Annotated in this window: 13 protein-coding genes; 6 read left to right on the forward strand and 7 right to left on the reverse strand. The window is 70.6% G+C overall.

Annotated features, from left to right (window positions below; all coding sequences use genetic code 11):
• Positions 1 to 16: 16 nt before the first annotated feature.
• The 3 genes from AB0I43_RS04535 to AB0I43_RS04545 form a co-directional block, all read right to left on the reverse strand.
• Positions 17 to 8,206 carry an SDR family NAD(P)-dependent oxidoreductase gene (locus AB0I43_RS04535; RefSeq protein WP_356974580.1) on the reverse strand — a complete coding sequence of 2,730 codons (8,190 nt, stop codon included), beginning with the start codon at positions 8,204 to 8,206 and terminating at the stop codon, positions 17 to 19.
• 159 nt (positions 8,207 to 8,365) lie between these two features.
• Positions 8,366 to 8,965, reverse strand: a complete 600-nt coding sequence (locus tag AB0I43_RS04540) for an isoprenylcysteine carboxylmethyltransferase family protein (protein WP_356971454.1) — start codon at positions 8,963 to 8,965, stop codon at positions 8,366 to 8,368.
• 3 nt (positions 8,966 to 8,968) lie between these two features.
• The gene (locus AB0I43_RS04545) at positions 8,969 to 9,298 is read right to left on the reverse strand and encodes a hypothetical protein (RefSeq protein ID WP_356971455.1); all 330 of its coding nucleotides are present in this window, start codon (positions 9,296 to 9,298) and stop codon (positions 8,969 to 8,971) included.
• A 161-nt stretch (positions 9,299 to 9,459) separates the two neighbouring features.
• Here AB0I43_RS04545 and AB0I43_RS04550 point away from each other — a divergent pair, with 161 nt between their 5' ends.
• Positions 9,460 to 10,770, forward strand: coding sequence for a histidine kinase (locus tag AB0I43_RS04550; protein WP_356971457.1), 1,311 nt, complete (start codon positions 9,460 to 9,462; stop codon positions 10,768 to 10,770).
• 3 nt (positions 10,771 to 10,773) lie between these two features.
• Here the strand turns inward: AB0I43_RS04550 and AB0I43_RS04555 are convergent, their stop codons facing one another.
• Together AB0I43_RS04555 and AB0I43_RS04560 are read right to left on the reverse strand one after the other, a co-directional pair.
• Entirely contained in the window at positions 10,774 to 11,247 is a 474-nt protein-coding gene (locus AB0I43_RS04555; protein WP_356971459.1) for a RidA family protein, read from the reverse strand.
• A 4-nt stretch (positions 11,248 to 11,251) separates the two neighbouring features.
• Entirely contained in the window at positions 11,252 to 11,416 is a 165-nt protein-coding gene (locus AB0I43_RS04560) for a DUF4177 domain-containing protein (RefSeq protein ID WP_194816913.1), read from the reverse strand.
• A 169-nt stretch (positions 11,417 to 11,585) separates the two neighbouring features.
• Here AB0I43_RS04560 and AB0I43_RS04565 point away from each other — a divergent pair, with 169 nt between their 5' ends.
• Both AB0I43_RS04565 and AB0I43_RS04570 read left to right on the forward strand, forming a co-directional pair.
• Entirely contained in the window at positions 11,586 to 12,623 is a 1,038-nt protein-coding gene (locus AB0I43_RS04565) for an ArsA-related P-loop ATPase (RefSeq protein WP_356971460.1), read from the forward strand.
• Entirely contained in the window at positions 12,620 to 13,744 is a 1,125-nt protein-coding gene (locus AB0I43_RS04570) for an ArsA family ATPase (protein ID WP_356971462.1), read from the forward strand. The genes AB0I43_RS04565 and AB0I43_RS04570 overlap by 4 nt, the downstream gene beginning before the upstream one ends.
• A 90-nt stretch (positions 13,745 to 13,834) precedes the next feature.
• Here AB0I43_RS04570 and AB0I43_RS04575 read toward each other — a convergent pair whose 3' ends face one another.
• On the reverse strand, positions 13,835 to 14,158 hold the full coding sequence (locus AB0I43_RS04575; protein WP_356971463.1) for a WhiB family transcriptional regulator: 324 nt from the start codon (positions 14,156 to 14,158) through the stop codon (positions 13,835 to 13,837).
• 367 nt (positions 14,159 to 14,525) lie between these two features.
• Between AB0I43_RS04575 and AB0I43_RS04580 the strand changes: the two genes are divergently transcribed.
• Positions 14,526 to 16,919, forward strand: coding sequence for a penicillin-binding protein (locus tag AB0I43_RS04580; protein ID WP_356971465.1), 2,394 nt, complete (start codon positions 14,526 to 14,528; stop codon positions 16,917 to 16,919).
• Between the two features lie 57 nt (positions 16,920 to 16,976).
• Here the strand turns inward: AB0I43_RS04580 and AB0I43_RS04585 are convergent, their stop codons facing one another.
• Positions 16,977 to 17,441, reverse strand: coding sequence for a GatB/YqeY domain-containing protein (locus AB0I43_RS04585; RefSeq protein ID WP_356971467.1), 465 nt, complete (start codon positions 17,439 to 17,441; stop codon positions 16,977 to 16,979).
• A 110-nt stretch (positions 17,442 to 17,551) separates the two neighbouring features.
• On the opposite strand from AB0I43_RS04585, the gene AB0I43_RS04590 reads away from it, so the two are divergent.
• Both AB0I43_RS04590 and AB0I43_RS04595 read left to right on the forward strand, forming a co-directional pair.
• On the forward strand, positions 17,552 to 18,514 hold the full coding sequence (locus AB0I43_RS04590; RefSeq protein ID WP_356971469.1) for a metallophosphoesterase: 963 nt from the start codon (positions 17,552 to 17,554) through the stop codon (positions 18,512 to 18,514).
• 1,220 nt (positions 18,515 to 19,734) lie between these two features.
• Positions 19,735 to 20,331: a hypothetical protein gene (locus AB0I43_RS04595; RefSeq protein ID WP_356971470.1), complete on the forward strand. Its 597-nt coding sequence runs from the start codon at positions 19,735 to 19,737 to the stop codon at positions 20,329 to 20,331.
• Positions 20,332 to 20,398 lie beyond the last annotated feature (67 nt).

Genomic DNA, 20,398 nt, shown 5'->3' on the forward strand with positions numbered 1-20,398 from the left:
GTGGCCTTCGGTGGCCTCACTGGTTGGGTTGTGCCGACCCGCGCCACTGGTCGATGAATTCGAAGAGGGTTTCGTCGTCGGCGGCCGCCAGTTCGGGGCCGGCCGCCCGGGCGGTGTCGCTGGTGACCTCGTCGAGGCGGCCGAGCAACTCGCCGAGCCGCAGCGCCACCGCGCCCAGATCGGTCCGGGCCACGTCCGCCGCGCCGATCCGCGCGCTCAACTCCTCGACGAGCGAGAGCAATCCGGTGGTGCCGTGCCGCTCGCCGCCCATCGTGTCGCTGATGTGGCGCGCCAGCGCCGCGGGCGAGGAGTAGTCGAAGACGACCGTCGTCGGGATCGCCACATCGGTCACCGCGCGCAGGCGATTGCGGAACTCGACCGAACCGATCGAATCGAAGCCGAGGTCGTTGAACTGCGCGTCCGCCGCCACCGCCCCCGAGCCGCGGTGCCCGAGTACCGCCGCGGCATGTTCGCGAATCACGTCCAATACCAGCTGTTCTCGTTCGCCGGCCGTCTTGCCGCCCAGGCGCGATTCGAGCTTGCCCGCCTCCGATGGTGCGGCCGACCGGACCGACACCAGATTCCGGAGCACCGCCGGCAGCGACGATCCCGTGGCGCGGGTGGTCAGGGCGGCGAGATCGAAACGCGCCGCCACCGCGCAGGCCGGTCCGAACGCCAGCGCCTGGTCCACCAGCGCGAGTCCGTCGGCCTCGGACAGGCCGAGGATGCCGTCGCGGCGGATCCGGGCCTTGTCCCGGTCGCCGAGCCGGCCCGCCATCCCGGTGGGGCTGTCCCACAAGCCCCAGGCCAGGGCGGTGGCGGGCAGCCCGGCCCGGCGGCGGCGGAGCGCCAGGGCGTCCAGGAAACTGTTCGCCGCGGCGTAATTCGCCTGGCCCGGCGTGCCCAGCACCCCGGCGATCGACGAATACAGCACGAACGCGGACAGATCCAGGTCGCGGGTCGCCTCGTGCAGGTGCCAGGCGGCATCGACCTTCGGGCCGAACACCGCCGCCACCCGATCCGGGGTCTGGGCCAGGAACGAGGCGTCCTCGACGACACCGGCGACATGCACGACCGCGGTCAGCGGATGCGCCGCCGGGATGCCTGCCAGCAGCCGCGTCAGCGCCGCCCGGTCGCCGACGTCGCATGCCACGAGATCCACGTGCGCACCGAGCGTCCGCAGGTCGGCGAGCAGGCGATCGGCCCCGGGCGCATCCGGACCACGCCGGCCGGCCAGCAGCAGTCGCCGGACGCCGTGCGCACGCACCAGGTGCCGGGCCAGGCCGGCGCCCAGGCCACCGGACGCGCCGGTCACCAGGACGGTGCCGTCCGGGCGCGGCGGCGGCGGGATCGTCAGCACGAGTTTGCCGACGTGCCGCGCCTGCCGGAGGAACCGCAGGGCTTGCGGGGTATAGCGCGCGTCCCAGGTGGTCAGCGTCGGCGGTGTCAGGACGCCCCGGCCGAACAGCACCATCAGGTCGGAGAGAATCTGCTGGATGCGGTCCAGCCCGGCCTCCATCAGCAGGAAGTGGCGGTACCGCACACCCGGGTGGCGGGCGGCGACCTCGGCCGGGTCGCGAAGATCCGCCACGCCCATTTCGATGAAGCGCCCGCCGGGGCGCAGCAGCCGCAGCGAGGCGTCGACGCGGTCGCCGGTCAGCGAGTCCAGCACGATGTCGACACCGCGCCCGCCGGTGGCCGCGTCGAATACGGCCTCGAAGCCGGCGGTGCGGCTGTCGCCGATCCGGTCGTCCGCGATGCCCATCTCCCGCAGCACATCCCACTTCGCCGTGCTCGCCGTCGCGTAGAGCTCGAGGCCGAGATGCCGGGCCAGTTGCACGGCGGCCATACCCACCCCGCCGGTGCCCGCGTGCACCAGCAGCGACTCGCCGCTGGTCGCGGCGGCGAGATCGACCAGCGCGTAGTAGGCGGTGGCGAACACCACCGGCACCGAGGCGGCCTGGGCGAAGGTCCATCCCGGGGGCATCGGAGCAAGCGCCCGGCGATCGGCGACCATGGTGGACCCCATCCCGGCGAACAACCCCAGCACCCGGTCACCGGGCCGCAGGTCGGTCACGTCCGGCGCTACCGCCCGCACGATTCCCGCGCCCTCGCCGCCGAGCGGCGTGCTGTTGTCGGGGTACATCCCGGACACGATCAGGACGTCGCGGAAATTCAGTCCGGTCGCCCGCAATGCGACCAGAACCTGCCCCGGCGCCAGATCGGTGGTGTCCGGCACGGCGTCGAGCACCAGATTCTCGGCGGTGAAAGTACCCGCGCCGCGATGGATCAGGCGCCAGTCCCCCTGGGCGAACAGCTCCGGCGCGCCGACCGTGCCGTCACCGCGCGGCTCCAGCCGCGGCACGTGGAAAGTGTTGTCGCGCAGCGCCAGATAGGGCTCACCGCCGGACAGCGCGGCGGCGACGGCGCTGCGAAAGCGCGCGGGGTCGTCGACGTCCAGCAGGATGATCCGGCCGGGATATTCGTTCTGCGCACTCCGCAGCAACCCCCATACCGCCGCCGCGGCGAGGTCGTCCACGCCGCCGGCGTCGCCGACGGCCACCGCACCGTGCGTCACCAGCACGATCGTGGCGGTATCGCGTGCCAGCAACGCCTGCACCCGATCGAGCACCTCCCCGACCCGCACGCGAACCACCGCGGGCACGTCACCCTCGGGATCCGTTGCCGCGCAACGCAGCACGACCGCCGACCGGCTGGCACCGGTGAAGCGCTCGGTCGCGTCCTGCGTCGTCCACTCGCCGGTCGCGGCGGGCGCGAGAGCCACGGGTGCCCAGGTCATTTCGTAGAGCTGCCCGGCGCCCGGCAGTGATCCCGCGTGCGCGGCCGGGCGCAAGCCCACTGCCGCCGCGCGCGCCACCGGGCGGCCGTGCGGGTCCGAGACGGCGAGTTCGAAACGATCGCCGCCCAGCGCCCGCAACCGGACCCGCAGTGCTGCCGGACCGCCGGCGAAGAACTGCACGTCCTCCCAGACGAACGGCAGCCGCATCGCGCCGGCCGTTTCCGCCGTCTCGGCGGCGGCGATGGCCTGCAAAGCCGCGTCGAGCAAGGCCGGATGCACACCGAACTCGTTCGCGTGCGCCCGGATCGCCTCCGGCAGGGCGACTTCGGCGAGGATGTCGGCGCCGTGGCGCCACACCGCGCCCAGGCCGCGAAATGCCGGGCCGTACTGATATCCCCGTGCGGCGACCAGGTCGTAGTGATCCGGCCGGGTCAGCGGCTGCGCACCCGGCGGCGGCCAAGGCGCGGTCTCGAGCACGGGTGGGTGCGGACCGGCGGCCGTCAAGGTGCCGGTGGCGTGCGTCGTCCACGGGGAATCGGGTTCGGCACCCGGCCGCGAGAAGACGCTCACCCGGTATTCGCCGGCGGTCGTGGCTCTGCTCACCGCGACCTGCACCTCGACGGAACCGTGCGCCGGGAGCACCAGGGGCGCGCTCAGTACCAATTCCGCCAGGCGCTCGCAGCCCACTCGCGCACCCGCGGACAACGACAGTTCCAGCAGCGCGCTCGCGGGCAGCAGCACTCGGTCCTGGATGCGGTGATCGGCCAGCCACGGCAGACGTGACAGCGACAATCGCCCGGTGAGCAGCACACCACCATCGGCGGCGAGTTCGACCATCGCCCCCAGTAGCGGGTGGTCCGGCACCCGCAGTCCGGCGGCGGTGATGGCCCCGGGCCCGGCACTGGGCGCGATCCAATACCGCTCGCGCTGAAAGGGATACGTCGGCAGCGCGACACGACGGGCGCCGGCCCGGGTGAACGTCTCGGTCCAGGCGGCCTGGTCCAGGTCGACGGGTTCCGGTGTCCAGTCCTGCGCGGTCAGCTCTTTCGCCACCCGGGACAGTCCGTCCCCCAACTCGTCCCGGTCGCGGCCGGACACCACCACTCGATGCTCGAACAGTGTCCGGGTGGTCAGCAGCGAGTAGCCGATATCCACCGGATCCAGCTCGGGATGTCGCTCGAGCAGGGTCGCCAGGCGCGTCACCTGCGCTGCCAGCGCGGCCCGGTTCCGGCCCGACAGCACCCACGGAATGAGCTCCAGCCCAGCTGATTCGGTCGCGAGCGGCGCCTCGGCGGCAGGTTCCTCCAGAATCAGGTGCGCGTTGGTCCCCCCGATACCGAACGAGGACACCCCCGCCCGGCGTGGACGACTCGCCCGCGGCCACGGCCGCGATTCGGTGGCCAGCCGGATGGTGCCGCTCGACCAATCCACGTGCGGCGTCGGCCGATCCACGTGCAGGGTCGGCGGCACCACCTCGTGGCGCATCGCCATCACCATCTTGATGACGCCGGCGAACCCCGCGGCCGCCTGGGTGTGACCGATATTCGACTTCACCGAACCCAGCCACAGCGGGTCCTCCGCCGTGCGCTGCCGGCCGTAGGTGGTCAGCAACGCCTGCGCCTCGATCGGGTCGCCGAGCGTCGTGCCGGTGCCGTGCGCCTCGACCACGTCCACTTCGCCGGCGGGCACGCCCGCATCGGCCAGCGCCCGCCGGATGACCCGCTGCTGGGCGGGCCCGCTGGGTGCGGTCAGGCCGTTGGACCTGCCGTCCTGGTTCAGCGCCGAGCCGCGGATCACCGCCAGCACTCGATGCCCGTTCCGGCGCGCGTCGGAGAGCCGCTCCAGCAGCAGGACCGCCGCGCCCTCCCCGAATCCGGTGCCGTCGGCCGCGGCCGCGAACGGCTTGCACCGCCCGTCGCCCGCCAGACCGCCCTGCCGGGCGAATTCGGCGAACACGCTCGGCGTGGACATGATCGTCACGCCACCGGCGAGCGCGAGCGCGCAGTCCCGCAACCGCAGCGCCTGCGCCGCTTGATGAATCGCGACCAGGCCCGACGAGCAGGCGGTATCCACGGTGACCGCCGCCCCCAGCAACCCGAGGGTGTAGGCCAGCCGGCCGGACAGCACACCGGAGAGCCCCGCCGCGCTCACCCGGTCGCGATTCTCGGCGGTGTAGTCCTGATACATCGCGCCGACGAACACGGCCGTGTCCGATCCGCGCAGGGCCGCCGGATTCTCGGCGGCGTGCTCGATCGCTTCCCAGGCCACCTCCAGCAGCACCCGCTGCTGCGGATCCATCGACCGCGCCTCGCGCGGGCTGATACCGAAGAACTCGGCGTCGAAATCGGCGGCGCCGGTGAGGAATCCGCCGGTGTCGAGGTCCAGTTCCTCGCGGGTCCAGCCCCGGTCCGCCGGGAACGCGCCGAGCACGTCGCGGCCCTCGGCGACCACGTCCCACAGCGCGTCGGCGGACTCGATGCCGCCCGGGAACCGGCAGCCGATCCCGATGATGGCCACCGGTTCGGTCGGCGCGCCGTCCGGATCGCCGGGGACCACGGTGGTCTCGGCAGCGGGCGCCGGGCGCTCGCCGACCCCGATCAGCCGGGCCAGGTGCTCGGCCAGCTCCCGGGCGCAGGGATGGTCGAAAGCGACGGTCACCGGCAGGTCCAGACCGGTTTCGCGGACCAGGGCGTTGCGGATGCGCACCGCGCCGATGGACGTCAGACCTTGGTCCTTGAACGACATTTCGGGCGCGAGTGCCGGACCGTCGACGATCTGGTCGCCGAGGGCCGCGGCCACCGCGTCCTGGACCAGCCGCGTCAACAGCGCCAGCGCCTCGGCGGGCGGGTGTTCACTCAATCCGGCGGTCAGATCCGCCAGGGTGCGCTCGTCGGATCGGTCCCAGGACTCGTGGTCGGTCAGGCTCCGCCCGAGGTACAGGACCGGCGGGGTGTCCCGGCGCGCCATCGCGTCGAAGACCGCGGGCAGATCGAGATCCGCGGGCTGTCCGGTGCAGACCAGCAGCGTGCCGTGTACGCCGGGCGCGCTGCGCAGGACGGCCTCGAACCAGCCGATCGTCCCGGCAGTGAGCACGGCGTGCTGGTCCTCGGTGTCCTCGGCCAGGATCAGCAGGACCCGGGTCGGGCGGTCCCGCGCCCCGAGCGACGCGCACAGGTCCAGGAACTGGGCCATCGCCCGTGCGCGATCGCCGTCGAGACGACCGAATACGGCTGTGCCGGAACTGCTTCCAGTCGGCGCCAACTGCTCGGCGATGTCGTCCACGGACTCCACGCAGACCACTCCGGCCCGGCCGGACCACTGCCGCAGATGCTCGACCAGCCGGGCGTCCGGCACCTCGGACAGCACGACGAGGTTCGCCGACGGATCGCCCAGGGTGGGGCGCACCGGGCCCGGCACCGCCGGTCCGACGCCGGCGAAGCGTGGTTCGACCAGGTCACCCGAGCGAACCACGAGCTGGTCGTCCCCCGCGGCGTTGGCAATCGCGCGCACGAATGTGTCATCGGTGTCGGGCGTCTCGCCGGCGACGTCGATCAGCGCTACTCGACCGGGATACCTGTCCTGCAGGACACGCACCGCTCCGAACAACGCCGCCTGGTAGGGATCGATGACGGCGCGAGCCGAACTTCCGTCGCGCGTCACCACGACCACGGTCTCCGTGTCCCGGAGTGCGGTTCGGACATCGGCGGCCAACGCGGCGACTCCCGCGACGACGGTCGCCGGACCTTGGTCCGCCGGAGCCGGATCGCCGGACAACACGATCGACTCGGTGGCCGCGCCGCCGGGACGCCGGCCGGGCCGGCGCGGTACCCAGTCGAGTTCGGCCCACCGGCCCCGGGCGCCGTCAGAACTTCCCAGCCAGCGCCGGGGCAGTCCCGCCAGCGCTTGCCGGACGATCTTGCCCGAGGGAGTGCGCGGCACCGCGGCGATCTCGAAGACATCGACGGGCACCTTCGCGTGCGGCAGCGCCCGGCGGCAGGCCAGCACGAAGGCCGCCACGTCGAGATCACCGGATGCGAGCGCCAGCAACACCACCGGCACTTCCCCGAACACCTCGTGTGGTTGCCCGACCACGGCCGCGTCCGCCACGCCGGGCAGGGCCCGCACCACGTCCTCGATCTGCGCGGGGTGGATGTTCTCCCCGCCCCGGATGATCAGTTCCTTGATACGACCGGAAATGCTCAGGGTGCCGTCCGCGTCGCGGACGGCAAGATCGCCGGTGCGAAACCAGCCGTCGACCATGGCCGCCGCGGTCTGCTCCGGCTGATTGTGGTAGCCCAGCATCAGGTTCGGCCCGCTGATCCAGATCTCGCCTTCCCGGCCGTCGGCCAGGTCCTGGCCGCTGTGCGGGTCGACGATGCGCACCCGAACGCCTTCCACCGCGCGGCCGACCCCGTGCCGCGCGCGTCCGCCCGGCGGATCCATCGCCGCGATCGGGCCGCACGCCTCGGTGCAGCCGTAGTTGTTGAGCAGCGGCACCCCGAGCAGTTCCTGCACCTCCGCGGTCAGTTCCGCGGAGACCACGGCGCCGGCGGTCAACGCCGCCCGCAAGCGATGTGCGGGCGCGGCGCCCTCCCGCACGGCCTGCGCCAGCCGATGGAACGAGGTGGGAACGCCGACCAGGATGGTCGCCTCGGAGCGCTCGAGCGCGTCCAGCACCACGCCGCCGGAATATCCGTCGATGAGGGTGGCGCCGCAACCGACCGACACCACCCCGAGCACCCCGAGATGGTGGCCCAGGCAATGCGACAGCGGCACCGGCCACAGGAGCCGGTCGTCCGGCGACATTCCCAGCACCGGGACATACCAGTGCTGGGTCCCCCACAGCGACTGCCGCAGCGTCGACCGCACTCCCTTCGGGCGTCCCGTGGTCCCCGAGGTGTAGAGGATCCAGGCGACCTCGTCGAGCCCCAGATCGTCCCGCGCCGCCGACACCGGGTCACGAGTGGCCAGATCCTCGAAGACGATGTGCGGCTGAGGTTCCGGACCCGCCTCGGTGACGATCAGTGTCGGTCCGGGGTGTTCGGTGGCGAGTTCGCGCGCCGTGCGCGAGGTCGTCATCAGGACCGACGCGCCGCTGTCCGCGAGAATATGCCCGACCTCGGCCGGCGAGGCATGCGCGTTGATCGGCACCCCGACCGCGCCGGCCCGCCACACCGCGAGGTAGCCCTCGGCCATCTCGACGGTGTTGCCGAGCTTCAGCGCCACCCGCTCGCCCCGGGCCACCCCCAGATCGGCGAGATGCCCCGCCAAGCGCGCGGTCCGGGACGCCAGCTCGGCGTAGGTGACCTCGCGCCGGCGGTCACCGAAGGCCACCTTTCCGGGCCACAGGCGCGCGTTCCGGGAAATCGAATCCGACAGTGATCGAACTGCATCGATGCGCGTCAACGACGAAACTCCTTGCGTTGCATGCCGGCAGCCCCCGCCGCGGCCGGACCGACAGGTCCGGCCTCCACTTCTATCGGGCGACTTCGTGCCGAAACACCCCTAGCGGCGCACCCCTACCGGGGTGCGCCGCCAGGTATGCGACGAAAGGTGGTGTCCCGGCTAGTAGACGGCCGGGACGAAGCGTTTGGTGTGGTCGATGTAGGCCGTATACCGGCGGCCGAACGCCGCGCGCAGCACGCCCTCTTCCGTCCGCGCTCGCACATCGTGTGCCACCACGATCAGCAGGACCGCGACCAGGAAGCCGGCCCGGGGCACCACCAGCAGAGTGCTGGCATAGGCGCCGATGACACCGGTGTAGATCGGATGACGGACCAGGGCGAACGGCCCGCCGGTCATCAGTTCATGGTCTTCATCGATGTCGGCCCGCAGCCGCCAGGATCCGAAAACCAGGAATGTCCACACGATCAACGCTGTCGAGGCGACGGCGAGCGCGATGCCCGCGAGCGCCGACCAGGGGCCCGGATCCACCAGCAGCGGTCCGGCGAGACCCGGGCGGACGATCCAGGCGGCGAACACCGCGTAGTAGAGCGCCATGGTGACGATCACCCAGACCACCACCGGGTCGGCGCGGCGCGGGCCGGCCGCCGATTCCGGCGACCGGGACCGCACGCCGATCAGAATGCGCCCGAAAATCACCAGCAGCAGAACGGCATTGATGGCGCCGACGATCGCGATATCGAGCGGGCGGTTGAATGCCATCACTCACCCCGGGCTGTTGACGGCCACGGCGGCGGCGACGGTTTCGCGCCGGGTGTGCGCGTCGAGAACGGCTCGCAGCACGGACTGTTCGTCCGCCAGCTCCAGGTAGGCCTCGACCGCGGTCTGCCCCTGGACCTGCGCTTGGTCGAGTTTGGCGTCGAGGTGTAGCTGCCAGCGGTAGCGCAGGGCCGCGACGAGGCCGGCGGGACCGCCGAACAGCCGGTCCAATTCGGGGATGTCGTCGAACAAATCGGGTCGATGCGGGTCGGCGGCCGCGCGCTCGAGCAGTGTGTGCACGATGCCGGTGCGGGCGTGCTGGTCCTCCCAGGACATGGCGTTGGCCTTTCGTCCATCCAGTTGATGCCTATGACGCTACGGTCGCCCGCGGGCCGTGTCGTCGTGCCGGAGACGCGGATCGATCTCCTACCGGAGACGGAGATCGGCACCGCTCGCGGGACGATGCGGCCGGATCCGGCCGTGGTTAACCTGGCGAGGTGGATGTGACGCGCGCCGCACCGAACCCGGTCGGAGAGCCCTCGGTGGCTCCGCACCGGCCGGCCGCGCGGACCTGGCGGAAAGTTCGCGCTTTCGCGCGGGATCCGGTGGGCGAATCCGGCCGGCGCCTCGCGCAACTGCCGTTCGACTATCCGCCCAAGGTGATTCTGGTCGCCGATATCGCGCTGGCCGCGATCACCATCTGCGCGGTCGTCCAGCGGCACGAGTACTTCGGCACGCTCGTACCGTTCCTCGCGGCGCCGCTGACGTTCCTGTCGATTCCGTTGTTCCTGGTGCTGGGGATCGCCCCGCGACCGGTGCAGATGGTGCTGGTCGCGATGTCCTCCACGGCGCTGTTCCTGATGCAGCCGGTACCCATCGATTTCGCGCCGTTCATCCTGGTGGTCGCGGTCGGCAAGGCCGCCTCGATCGGCAGTAAGAGGTTCACCGCCCTGCTCGCGGCGGCCGCCCTGGCCGAACTCCTGGCCTTCGATCTGCTCGGGCACGTCGCGTGGGGTGCGGCGGACCAGCGCTTCGAAGGCGCGCCGATGTACAGCCTCGGCGTCGCTCTCGGCTGGATGGTCGGGGTGATGATGCAGTACCAGCGCCGATTCCTGTACCAGGAACGCGAGTATCAGGCGGTGCGCTCGGTGCGGGCGGCCGAGGAGGAGCGGCGGCGGATCGCGCGGGAGGTGCACGATGTCATCGCCCATTCGCTGAGCATCACCCTGCTGCACCTCACCGCCGCGCGGCACGCGCTGCACACCGATCGGGATGTGGACGAGGCGGTCGACGCCCTGGTCGACGCCGAACGGCTGGGGCGGCAGGCGATGGCCGACATCCGGCGCACGGTCGGCCTGCTCGACGCCGGTCCGGCCAACCGGAACGCCGAGCCGGGGGTGGCCGACATCGCGGACCTCGTCGACGATTTCGCTCGCGCTGGGCTCGGCGTGGACTACGCGGCCGAAGGCGACCTCGCCGCCGTCACGGCGACGGTGGGTCTGGCGCTGTACCGCATCGGCCAGGAATCGCTAGCCAATATCGTCAAGCATGCCGACGGCGCCACGGCGACCGTCCGGTTGACCGTCGGTGCGGCCGAGGCGACGCTGCTGGTGCGGAACTCGCTGCCGCTGGGCCTGTCCGACCGCGGTGACAGCGGGATGGGGCTGTCCGGGATGCGGCAGCGCGCCGCCCTGCTCGACGGCGACGTCGCGGCCGGCCCCGACGACGACGGCTGGTCGGTGTACGCCCGCATCCCGCTGGCCCCGGCGCGCGGCGCGTGGTGCGCGCCGCTCACCCGCGATTCCTGACCGTCAGTCGCGCACCTCGGCGATGACCTCGACCTCGACCGGAACGCCCTTGGGCAGCTCGGCGACGCCCACCGCGGCCCGCGCGTGTACCCCGGCCTCGCCGAAGACCTCGCCGATGAACTCCGAGGCGCCGTTGATCACCAGCGGCTGATCGGTGAAACCCGGCGCGGAGGCGACGAATCCGGTGACCTTCACGATGCGCACGACATTGTCCAGGCCGACCAGGGCGTGAATCGCGGCGAGCGCGTTGAGCGCGCAGGCCTCGGCGGCCTTGGCGGCCTCCTCGAGCGAGATCTCCGCGCCCGCCTTGCCGATCCAGGGCAGCTCACCCTTGACGAACGGGATCTGCCCGGAGGTGTAGACCAGCGAACCGCTGCGCACCGCCGGGATGTAGGCCGCGACCGGGGCCGCCACCTCGGGCAGCGTCAGGCCCAGCTTGTCCAGGTTGGCTTGCCACTGCGTGGCGGGTGTCGCCACGGGACTACTGCTTCGGGCGCTTGAGGTAGGCGACGTGCTGCTCACCGGTCGGGCCGGGCAGCACCGAGACCAGTTCCCAGCCGTCGGCGCCCCACTGGTCGAGGATCTGCTTGGTCGCGTGCGTCAGAAGCGGAACGGTGGCGTACTCCCACACGGTCAAGTCACTCATGAGCCGAGTGTATGGGGCGGCGCCGGAGCCGGCGCGTGCGCGTGCCCCTCATACGAATCCCGTGGCCACGGTTAGTTACGTCTCACTGTCTGATACAGAACTGCCGAAACGCCGCGCGTCAACCGGATCCCTGGGGCGGGAAGTCGAAACGAGTTATAGGCTCGCGAGCGTGGGAGTACCAACAGCAGCGACTGTTTCGGCGGAGCCGGGGCTCGGAACGGGCTGGCCGGCGCGTGCCGAAAAGGCCCGCTTGCACTACGTTTCCGGCAAGGGGGGCACCGGCAAATCCACGGTCGCCGCGGCGCTCGCGCTGGCCCTGGCCGCCGGTGGCCGCCGCGTGCTGCTGGTCGAGGTGGAGAGCAGGCAGTCCATCGCCCAGCTGTTCGACCTGCCGCCGCTCCCGCCCACCGAGACCAGGATCGCCACCGCCGAAGGCGGCGGTGAGGTGGTCGCCCTGGCGCTCGACATCGAGCACGCCTTCCTGGAATACCTCGACATGTTCTACAACCTCGGCTTCGCCGGCCGGGCCATGCGCCGGATGGGCGCGATCGAGTTCGTCACCACCATCGCGCCCGGCCTGCGCGACGTGATCGTGACCGGCAAGATCAAGGAATGCGTTGTCCGCGTGGACAAGGCGGGCAAGCAGGTCTACGACGAGATCGTGGTGGACGCCCCGCCGACCGGCCGGATCGCCAGCTTCCTCGACGTCACCCAGGCGATGAAGGAGATCGCCAAGGGCGGCCCGATCGCCGCGCAGGCCGAAGGCGTGTCCAAGCTGCTGCACTCGGATCAGACCATGATCCACCTGGTCACCCTGCTGGAGGCGCTGCCGGTGCAGGAGACGGCCGACGCCGTCGCCGAACTCACCGCCAACGACCTGCGCATCGGCACGGTGATCGTGAATCGCGCCACCGAGGGCAGGCTGCCCGCCGCGGTGCGCGAGCGCGCCGCCGCCGGCGACATCGATCGCGACGCCATCGCCGCCGGCCTGGCCAAGGCGGGGATCTCGCTGTCCGAGAGCGATTTCGAGGGGCTCGTCACCGAGGCCGTCGAGCATTCGGCGACGTTGCAGGCCCAGGACGCCAGCGCGCGCGAGCTGCGGCGGGTCGACGTGCCGCAGCTCTACCTGCCCGCCCTCGACGACGGCATCGACCTCGGCGGCCTGTACGAACTGGCCGAACATCTGAGCAAGCAGGGGGTCAAGTGAGCGCGCCGGTGTCACTGGACATTTCGGAGATCATCGCCGACCGGAACGCCCGGGTCGTGGTGTGCTGCGGCGCCGGCGGCGTCGGCAAGACCACCACCGCCGCGGCCATCGCGCTGCGCGCGGCCGAGCTGGGCCGCAAGGTCGTCGTGCTCACCATCGACCCGGCGCGGCGGCTGGCTCAGTCGCTCGGCGTCGCCGACCTGGACAACACGCCGCAGCGCGTGGAACTCGGGCCGGAGATCGAGGGCGAGCTGCACGCCATGATGCTGAACATGCGCCGCACCTTCGACGACATGGTGCTCGAGCACACCAGCCCGGAGAAGGCGGAGCAGATCTTCGCCAATCCGATCTACCAGACGGTGGCCTCGTCGTTCGGCGGCACGTCGGAGTACATGGCGATGGAGAAGCTCGGCCAGCTGGCCGGGCGCCGCGAGTGGGATCTGATCGTGGTCGACACGCCCCCGTCGCGCAACGCGCTGGACTTCCTGGACGCGCCCAAACGGCTCGGAAACTTCCTCAACGGCAAGATGATCCGCCTGATCATGGCGCCGGGGCGGGGCGTGGGCCGGTTCGTGACCGGCGCGATGAGCCTGGCCATGCGCGGTGTCTCGACCATCGTCGGCGGGCAGATGCTCAAGGACGCCTCGAATTTCCTGCAGTCGCTGGAGTCGCTGTTCGGCGGTTTCCAGGATCGCGCGGACCGCACCTACGCGATGCTGTCCAAGCCCGGCACCCACTTCCTGGTGGTCGCGGCGGCCGAGCCCGACGCGCTGCGCGAGGCGTCGTTCTTCGTGGACCGGCTCTCGACGGAGAAGATGCCGCTGGCCGGCCTGGTGCTGAACCGGACGCATCCGGCGCTGAGCGAGTTGCGCGCCGATCACGCGCTGACGGCGGCCGATCAGCTGGCCGACGCCGATCCGCTGACGGCCGCCGTGCTGCGCATCCACGCGCAGCGGGTGGCCACGGCCAAGCGCGAGCAGCATCTGCTGCAGCGGTTCACCGGCGCGCATCCGCGGGTGCCGATCGCGGCGGTGACGGCGCTGCCGTTCGAGGTGTCGGATCTGGCGGCGCTGCGCGCGGTCGGAGACCAGCTGACCGGAGTCGAGCCCGTCCGCGCTTGATCGCCAAAACGTTCGATTATCAGATCGAATCGCTATGGGACAAAACGAAACCGAGCCCGCAAGCGGGCTCGGTTTCGATCGTTTCGGGGCCTACATCGCAATCTGATGCTGGCGCTGGGCGTTGAAGAAGTCCGCCCAGGACGTCACCTCCGGATGCTGTTTCAGCAGCGCACGACGCTGCCGCTCGGTCATTCCGCCCCACACTCCGAACTCGACGCGATTGTCGAGGGCGTCGGCGCCACACTGCATCAGCACCGGGCAGTGCCGGCAGATGGTCGCGGCTTTGCGCTGCGCCGCACCGCGGACGAACAGCTGGTCGGGATCTACTTCCTTGCATCGAGCCTGGGCTACCCAGGCGATTCGCGCTTCGGCCTGCTCTACGTCCAATCGAGCGATGGGGGTTGTCATATGCATTTGGTGTGCCCCTTTGCAGTCCGAACACCGGGTCACGGCGCTCCAGAATCGCGTGCAGGCCCCGCAGCAACCCAAACCCCGCTGCGAACTGCACCACATTCCACTTTGAGTGTTAGCTCTATCACACTGGGTTCTCAATCTAGGTAAAGGTATGGGGCTAGCGCAAGACCGTCTCGAGATTTTTTGGTACGTCCGTCCCTGCAAACGCGTGAGAGAACCGGGCGGTCGAGTCGGCTCGCTGTTCGCCATCTCGCGACACGCGGCAACCCGCGCGACGACACGCCCAAGGGGCGCGCGAACCGCGCCTTCGGAAGAAGTCGCAAACACAGCCGAGAGACCTGGAGGGGTTACCCGTAGGCTGGAGTTCGTGCCGATCACGCCGAATTCACCCTCCCCGGCGGCTTCGCCCCCTACCGTCGCCCGGGCGCTCGCGAAGCTGGCAGGCAGCTGCGCGTTGGCCGCAGTGCTCGTCGCCGGGCTGTTGTTCCCTCTCGCAGGCGGTTTCGGGTTCGTCTCCAACCGCGCGGCCGACGCCGTGGACAACGTGTCCGCGGAACTGGTCGAGGGCACCGTGCCCGCCGTCTCGACGATGGTGGACACGACCGGAGCGCCGATCGCCTGGCTCTACGAGCAGCGCCGGTTCGAAGTCCCCAGCGACAAGATCTCCAACGACATGAAGTTGGCGATCGTCTCCATCGAGGATCGGCGCTTCGCCGACCACGAGGGCGTGGACTGGCAGGGCACGCTGCGCGCGTTCCTCACCAACACCTCCAGCGGCGAGGTGCAGCAGGGCGCCTCCACCCTGGACCAGCAGTACGTGAAGAACTTTCAGCTGCTGGTGGTCGCCAAGACCGACGCCGAACGCCGCGCCGCCATCGAGACGACCCCCGCCCGCAAGATCCGCGAGATCCGGATGGCCCTCACGCTGGACCGCGAACTCACCAAGGACGAGATCCTCACCCGGTACCTGAACCTGGTGCCCTTCGGTAATTCCTCCTACGGCATCCAGGACGCCGCCCAGACCTACTTCGGCGTCGACGCCGCCAAGCTGAACGTGCCGCAGGCGGCGATGCTGGCCGGCATGGTGCAGTCCAGCTCCAAGCTCAACCCCTACACCAACACCGAGGGCGTGCTGGCCCGGCGGAACACCGTGCTGGACACCATGATCCAGAACATCCCCAGTCGCGCCGACGAATTCCGCAAGGCCAAGCTGGAACCGCTGGGCGTGCTGCCCGAGCCCAAGGGCCTGCCGCGCGGCTGCATCGCCGCCAAGGATCGCGGCTTCTTCTGCGACTACGCGGTGCAGTACCTGGCCACCGCAGGCATCAGCCGCGAGCAGATCGACAAGGGCGGCTACCTGATCAAGACCACCCTCGATCCGGCGGTGCAGGATTCGGTGAAGCGCGCGATCGACGAGAACGCGAACCCGAACCTGGACGACATCGCCGAGGTGATGTCGCTGATCGCGCCGGGCCAGGATTCCCACCCGGTGGTGGCGATGGCCTCGAGCCGCACCTACGGCCTCAACCGCGACGCCAACGAAACCATGCAGCCGCAGCCCTATTCGATGGTCGGTGACGGCGCGGGCTCGGTGTTCAAGCTGTTCACCACCGCGGCGGCCATGGAGAAGGGCATGGGCATCAACGCCCAGCTCGACGTGCCGGGGCGCTTCGACGCCAAGGGCATGGGCAACGGCGGTGCGCGCGGCTGCCCGCCGGAGACCTACTGCGTGGAGAACGCGGGCAAGTACAAGTCCCCGATGTCGGTGACAGAAGCACTGGCCACCTCGCCCAACACCGCGTTCGTGAAGCTGATCCAGGCCGTGGGCGTCACGCCGACGGTCGACATGGCGGTGCGGCTCGGCATGCGCTCCTACACCGAGCCCGGCACCTCCGGGTTCAACAACCAGAGCCTGGCCGAGATGGTGAAGAACCAGAACCTCGGCTCGTTCACTCTGGGCCCGGTGGCGATCAACCCGCTGGAGCTGTCCAACGTCGCCGCCACGCTGGCCTCCGGCGGCAAGTGGTGCCCGCCGAACCCGATCCGCGAGGTCATCGACCGCTCCGGCAAGAACGTGCCGCTCACCCAGCAGGCGTGCGAGCAGGTCATCGAGCCCGGCCTGGCCAACACGCTGGCCAACGCCATGGGCAAGGACCACGATCCGGGCGGCACCGCCTCCGGCGCCGCCGGCGCCAGCGGCTGGAACTGGCCGGTGGCCGCCAAGACGGGCACCACCGAAAGCCACCGCTCCTCGGCCTTCCTCGGCTTCACCAACTCGCTGGCGGGCGCCACCTACATCTACGGCGACAGCCCGACGCCGGGCGAGATCTGCTCCTACCCGCTGCGCAACTGCGGCAGCGGCAACCTGTTCGGCGGTAACGAACCGGCGCGCACCTGGTTCACCTCGGTGCGGAACGTGCAGGATCGCTTCCCGCCGCCGGCGCTGCCGCCGCTGGACGACAAGTACGTCCGCGGCTCGAACAACGCGCAGGTCCCCGACGTCGTCGGGCTCACCCAGGGCGAGGCGACCTCCGCGCTGACCGCCGCCGGCTTCCAGGTGACGGCGGTGAACGGCAATGGGCCGCTGCCCAAGGGCGCGGTGATGAGCACCGCGCCGAACGGGTCGGCGATTCCGGGGTCGGTGGTGACGATCTACATCAGTGACGGCACGCAGCGCGCGCCGTCGCCCGCGCCCGCCCCGGCGCCCGCGCCACCGGCGCTGCCGCCCGGACTGCCGCTGCCGCCCTGGTGGCCCAGGTAGCCCACAACGAAAAACCGCCGACCCGGACTCCGGGTCGGCGGTTTCGTTTTCCGTGCCCTAGAGGCGCGACTTCACGGCCGCCGAGATCCGCGAGCCATCGGCCTTGCCCTCCGCGAGCGCCGTGGCGATCTTCATGACCTGACCCATCTGGCGCATGCCGGGGCGCTCGCCGAGCTCCTCGGCGACCTGCGCGATCGCGGTGTCGGCGAGATCGGCGATCTCGGCCTCGGTGAGCTGCGTCGGCAGGTACTCGTCGATGATCCGGGCCTCGGCGTGCTCGTTGGCCGCCAGTTCGCCGCGCCCGTTCTGGCTGTAGATCTCGGCCGACTCGTTGCGCTTCTTCGCTTCCTTCTGCAGCACGACGATCACCTCGGCGTCGGAGAGCTCACGCGCCTCCGAACCCGCGACCTCGGCGTTCTGGATGGCGGACAGCAGCATGCGCAAGGTGGACAGGCGCAGGGTGTCCTTGGCTTTCATCGCGGCGGTCATATCCGTCCGCAACCTCGCTTTGAGTTCCGACATGAGGCACACGGTAGCCGTTGCGCCCAGGGAGTCCCACCACATTTAGCCGGACACACCCCTGTGCGGAAACACACTCGGCGGTTCGCAGGTGCCTCACCTATGCTGGGCAAATGCCCGTGATTTCGACTTCCACCGTCCGTCGAACCGCGCTGGGAGCCGCCGGGGCCGCGGTGGCCGGAGTCGGCTACGCCACACTGATCGAACGCAACGCGTTCGTGCTGCGTGAGGCGACAATGCCGGTGCTGCCGCCGGGTTCGTCGAGCCTACGGGTGCTGCACCTCAGCGACCTGCACATGACGCCCGGCCAGAAGCTCAAGCAGCAGTGGCTGCGGGAACTCGACCGGCTGGAGCCCGATCTGGTCGTCAACACCGGTGACAATCTGTCGCACCTGAAGGCGGTGCCCGCGGTGGTGCAGTCCATGGGTGGGTTGCTGTCCCGTCCCGGGCTTTTCGTCTTCGGCAGCAACGACTACTTCGCCCCGGTGCCGAAGAACCCGCTCAAGTACTTCAAGAAGGATCATCGCCGCGTCTACGGCGCGCCGCTGCCCTGGCAGGATCTGCGCGCGGCGTTCACCGAACGCGGCTGGCTCGATCTCACCCACGTGCGCCGCGATCTCGAGGTGGCGGGCGTGCGGATCGCCACCGCCGGCGTCGACGATCCGCACCTGCAGCGCGATCGCTACGACACGGTCTCCGGCGCGCCCAACCCGCTGGCCGACCTGCGCATCGGCCTGACCCACTCCCCTGAGCCGCGCGTGCTCGACCGGTTCGCCGAAGACGGTTACGACCTGGTGCTGGCCGGGCACACCCACGGTGGTCAGCTCGTGCTGCCCGGGTACGGGGCGCTCGTCACCAATTGCGGGATCGACAAGTCCCGGGTGAAGGGCCCGTCGAAGTGGGGCGAGCACACCCAGCTGCACGTGTCCGCCGGCATCGGCACCTCGCCGTGGGCCCCCTACCGTTTCTGCTGCCGCCCCGAAGCCACGCTGCTCACCCTCGTCGCGGCCCCGCCGAAGCGTCCGCTCAGCGATTCCGATCGCGGCCTCTCCGCCTCCGAGGCCGTCGCCCGCTGAGTTCGCCATAGGCGGCACTGATTGCTAGGGTCCCCTGCCGAGACGAGAAGTCAACGCAGGGGACAGCTTTGAGCGGCAGAGGATTCGAGGGGGCGGGACGCGAGATGTCCGGGGCGGGGTACGCGCAGGGTGGGTCCGAAGTGGTCGCGGCGGGTGCGCCCGGCTTCGTGGAGCTCGAATCACCTCCTGCCCAGCCAGATTCCCACCCGGGTGTTCCCTCGGAGGCCAGCACTCCACCATCGGGTGCCGTCCCACCTGATCCTCGATTCGATCCCCAGTTCTCCACAGCGCCTTCGGTTCCGACTGAACCGTTGGGTGGAGGGACGACTGATTCGGGTGCGTCGCCGGTCGGTTCGCTGGGCCAGTCCTTCGGACCCAGTGCGCAGGGAGCTGTGCAGCAGGCGCAGAACGTCTTTCAGGCCACGGCTGGGCCGTTCGGCGCGCCCTCTGGGCACGACGGTCCCTTTGGGGCCGGTTTCGAGGGGGTTGGCGCGGTCGGCGGAACGACACCGTTCGCGGCGGATTCCGGCCTCGGGTCGGGAAGTTCGGGAACGCAGCAGGCGGCGTGGGCGCACGCTGCTCAGCCGGAACTGCGGCCGAGCGGGTGGGAGCAGGCCGGTCGACCGGAAGTTCAGCAGCCCGGATGGGGGCAGGCGGGTCAACCGGGCGCGCTGCCGATCGGACAGGCGCAAGCCGGTCCGCTGGTCGCGCAGCCAGCCGCGTGGGGCCAGGCTGGTCAACCGGATGCGCAGCAGAGCGGGTGGGGGCAGGCCAGTCCGCAGGGGATGCAGCCGGCCGGGTGGGAGCAGCCGGGGCGACTGGACGGACAGCAGACCGGGTGGGGGCAGGCGGGCGGGTGGGAACAAGCCGGTCCGCAAGGGACGCAGCCGACCGGGTGGGAACAAGCCGGTCCGCAAGGGGCACAGCCGATCGGGTGGGAGCAAGCCGGTCCGCAAGGGACACAGCCAATCGGGTGGGAGCAAGCCGGTCCGCAGCCGACGCAGCCGGCCGGGTGGGAGCAGCCGGGGCGACTGGACGCACAGCAGACCGGGTGGGGGCAGGCGGGTTCGGGGCGCCGTGGGGCGAAGGGCGGGTCCGGTAAGGGGTGGGTCGGGATCGCGGTGGCGGTGCTGGTGCTGGTCGGTGGGGGGACGGCGGTTGTGTTGCATGGGGACGGGGCGGAGGGGGCCGGGGCGGATCTGCCCGGGATGGTGAGTGCGTTGTCGACGATGCCGGAGGCGGCCGCGAAGCCGAAGGCGGCGGCGCCGACCGCGGCGGCGAACAGCGAGAAGCCGCTGGTGCCGGGATATCAGGTGGTGCTGGCGCCCGACAGCGGCGCGGCGTACGACGTGCCCGCGGATTGGACCGTGGCCGCGCCGGATGTCACCGGCAAGTTCGGCGCGCCGCCCAATACCGTCATGGGCAAGGGGATGGCGACGGAGGGCAAGGACTACTGCCCCGGATCGACGCGCACGATTTCGCTGCTCACCGGATCCGACAACGCCGATTCCACCGGTGCGGCAATCGAACTCGGAGCCAAGGCGGCGCAGGCGTACGCCGGCGGGGCGAGCCCCGGTGCGCCGCAACCGCTGGCCTCCTACGACGGCACGCAGAACGGCGTCTTCGTGGAGACCAAGGGGCGGGTGCCCAATCCGAACCCCGGCTGCGCTTCGGAGTATTCCGTCTACACCTTCGCCACCCCCGCCGAGCAGGGCACCTTCGTCATGGTGATCGCCGCGGACATCGGCGTCCCGAAGGCCGTCGACCCGGACACCGCCAAGCGGATCTTCGCCAGCATCCGCCCGCACAACACCTGACCAAGCGCCCAAATCACCCCCGTGACCAGCGGATTTAACTCCTACCCCCGCGCTGTTGTAAGCTACT

It is taken from the genome of Nocardia sp. NPDC050435, assembly GCF_040655395.1.
GTDB lineage: Bacteria > Actinomycetota > Actinomycetes > Mycobacteriales > Mycobacteriaceae > Nocardia.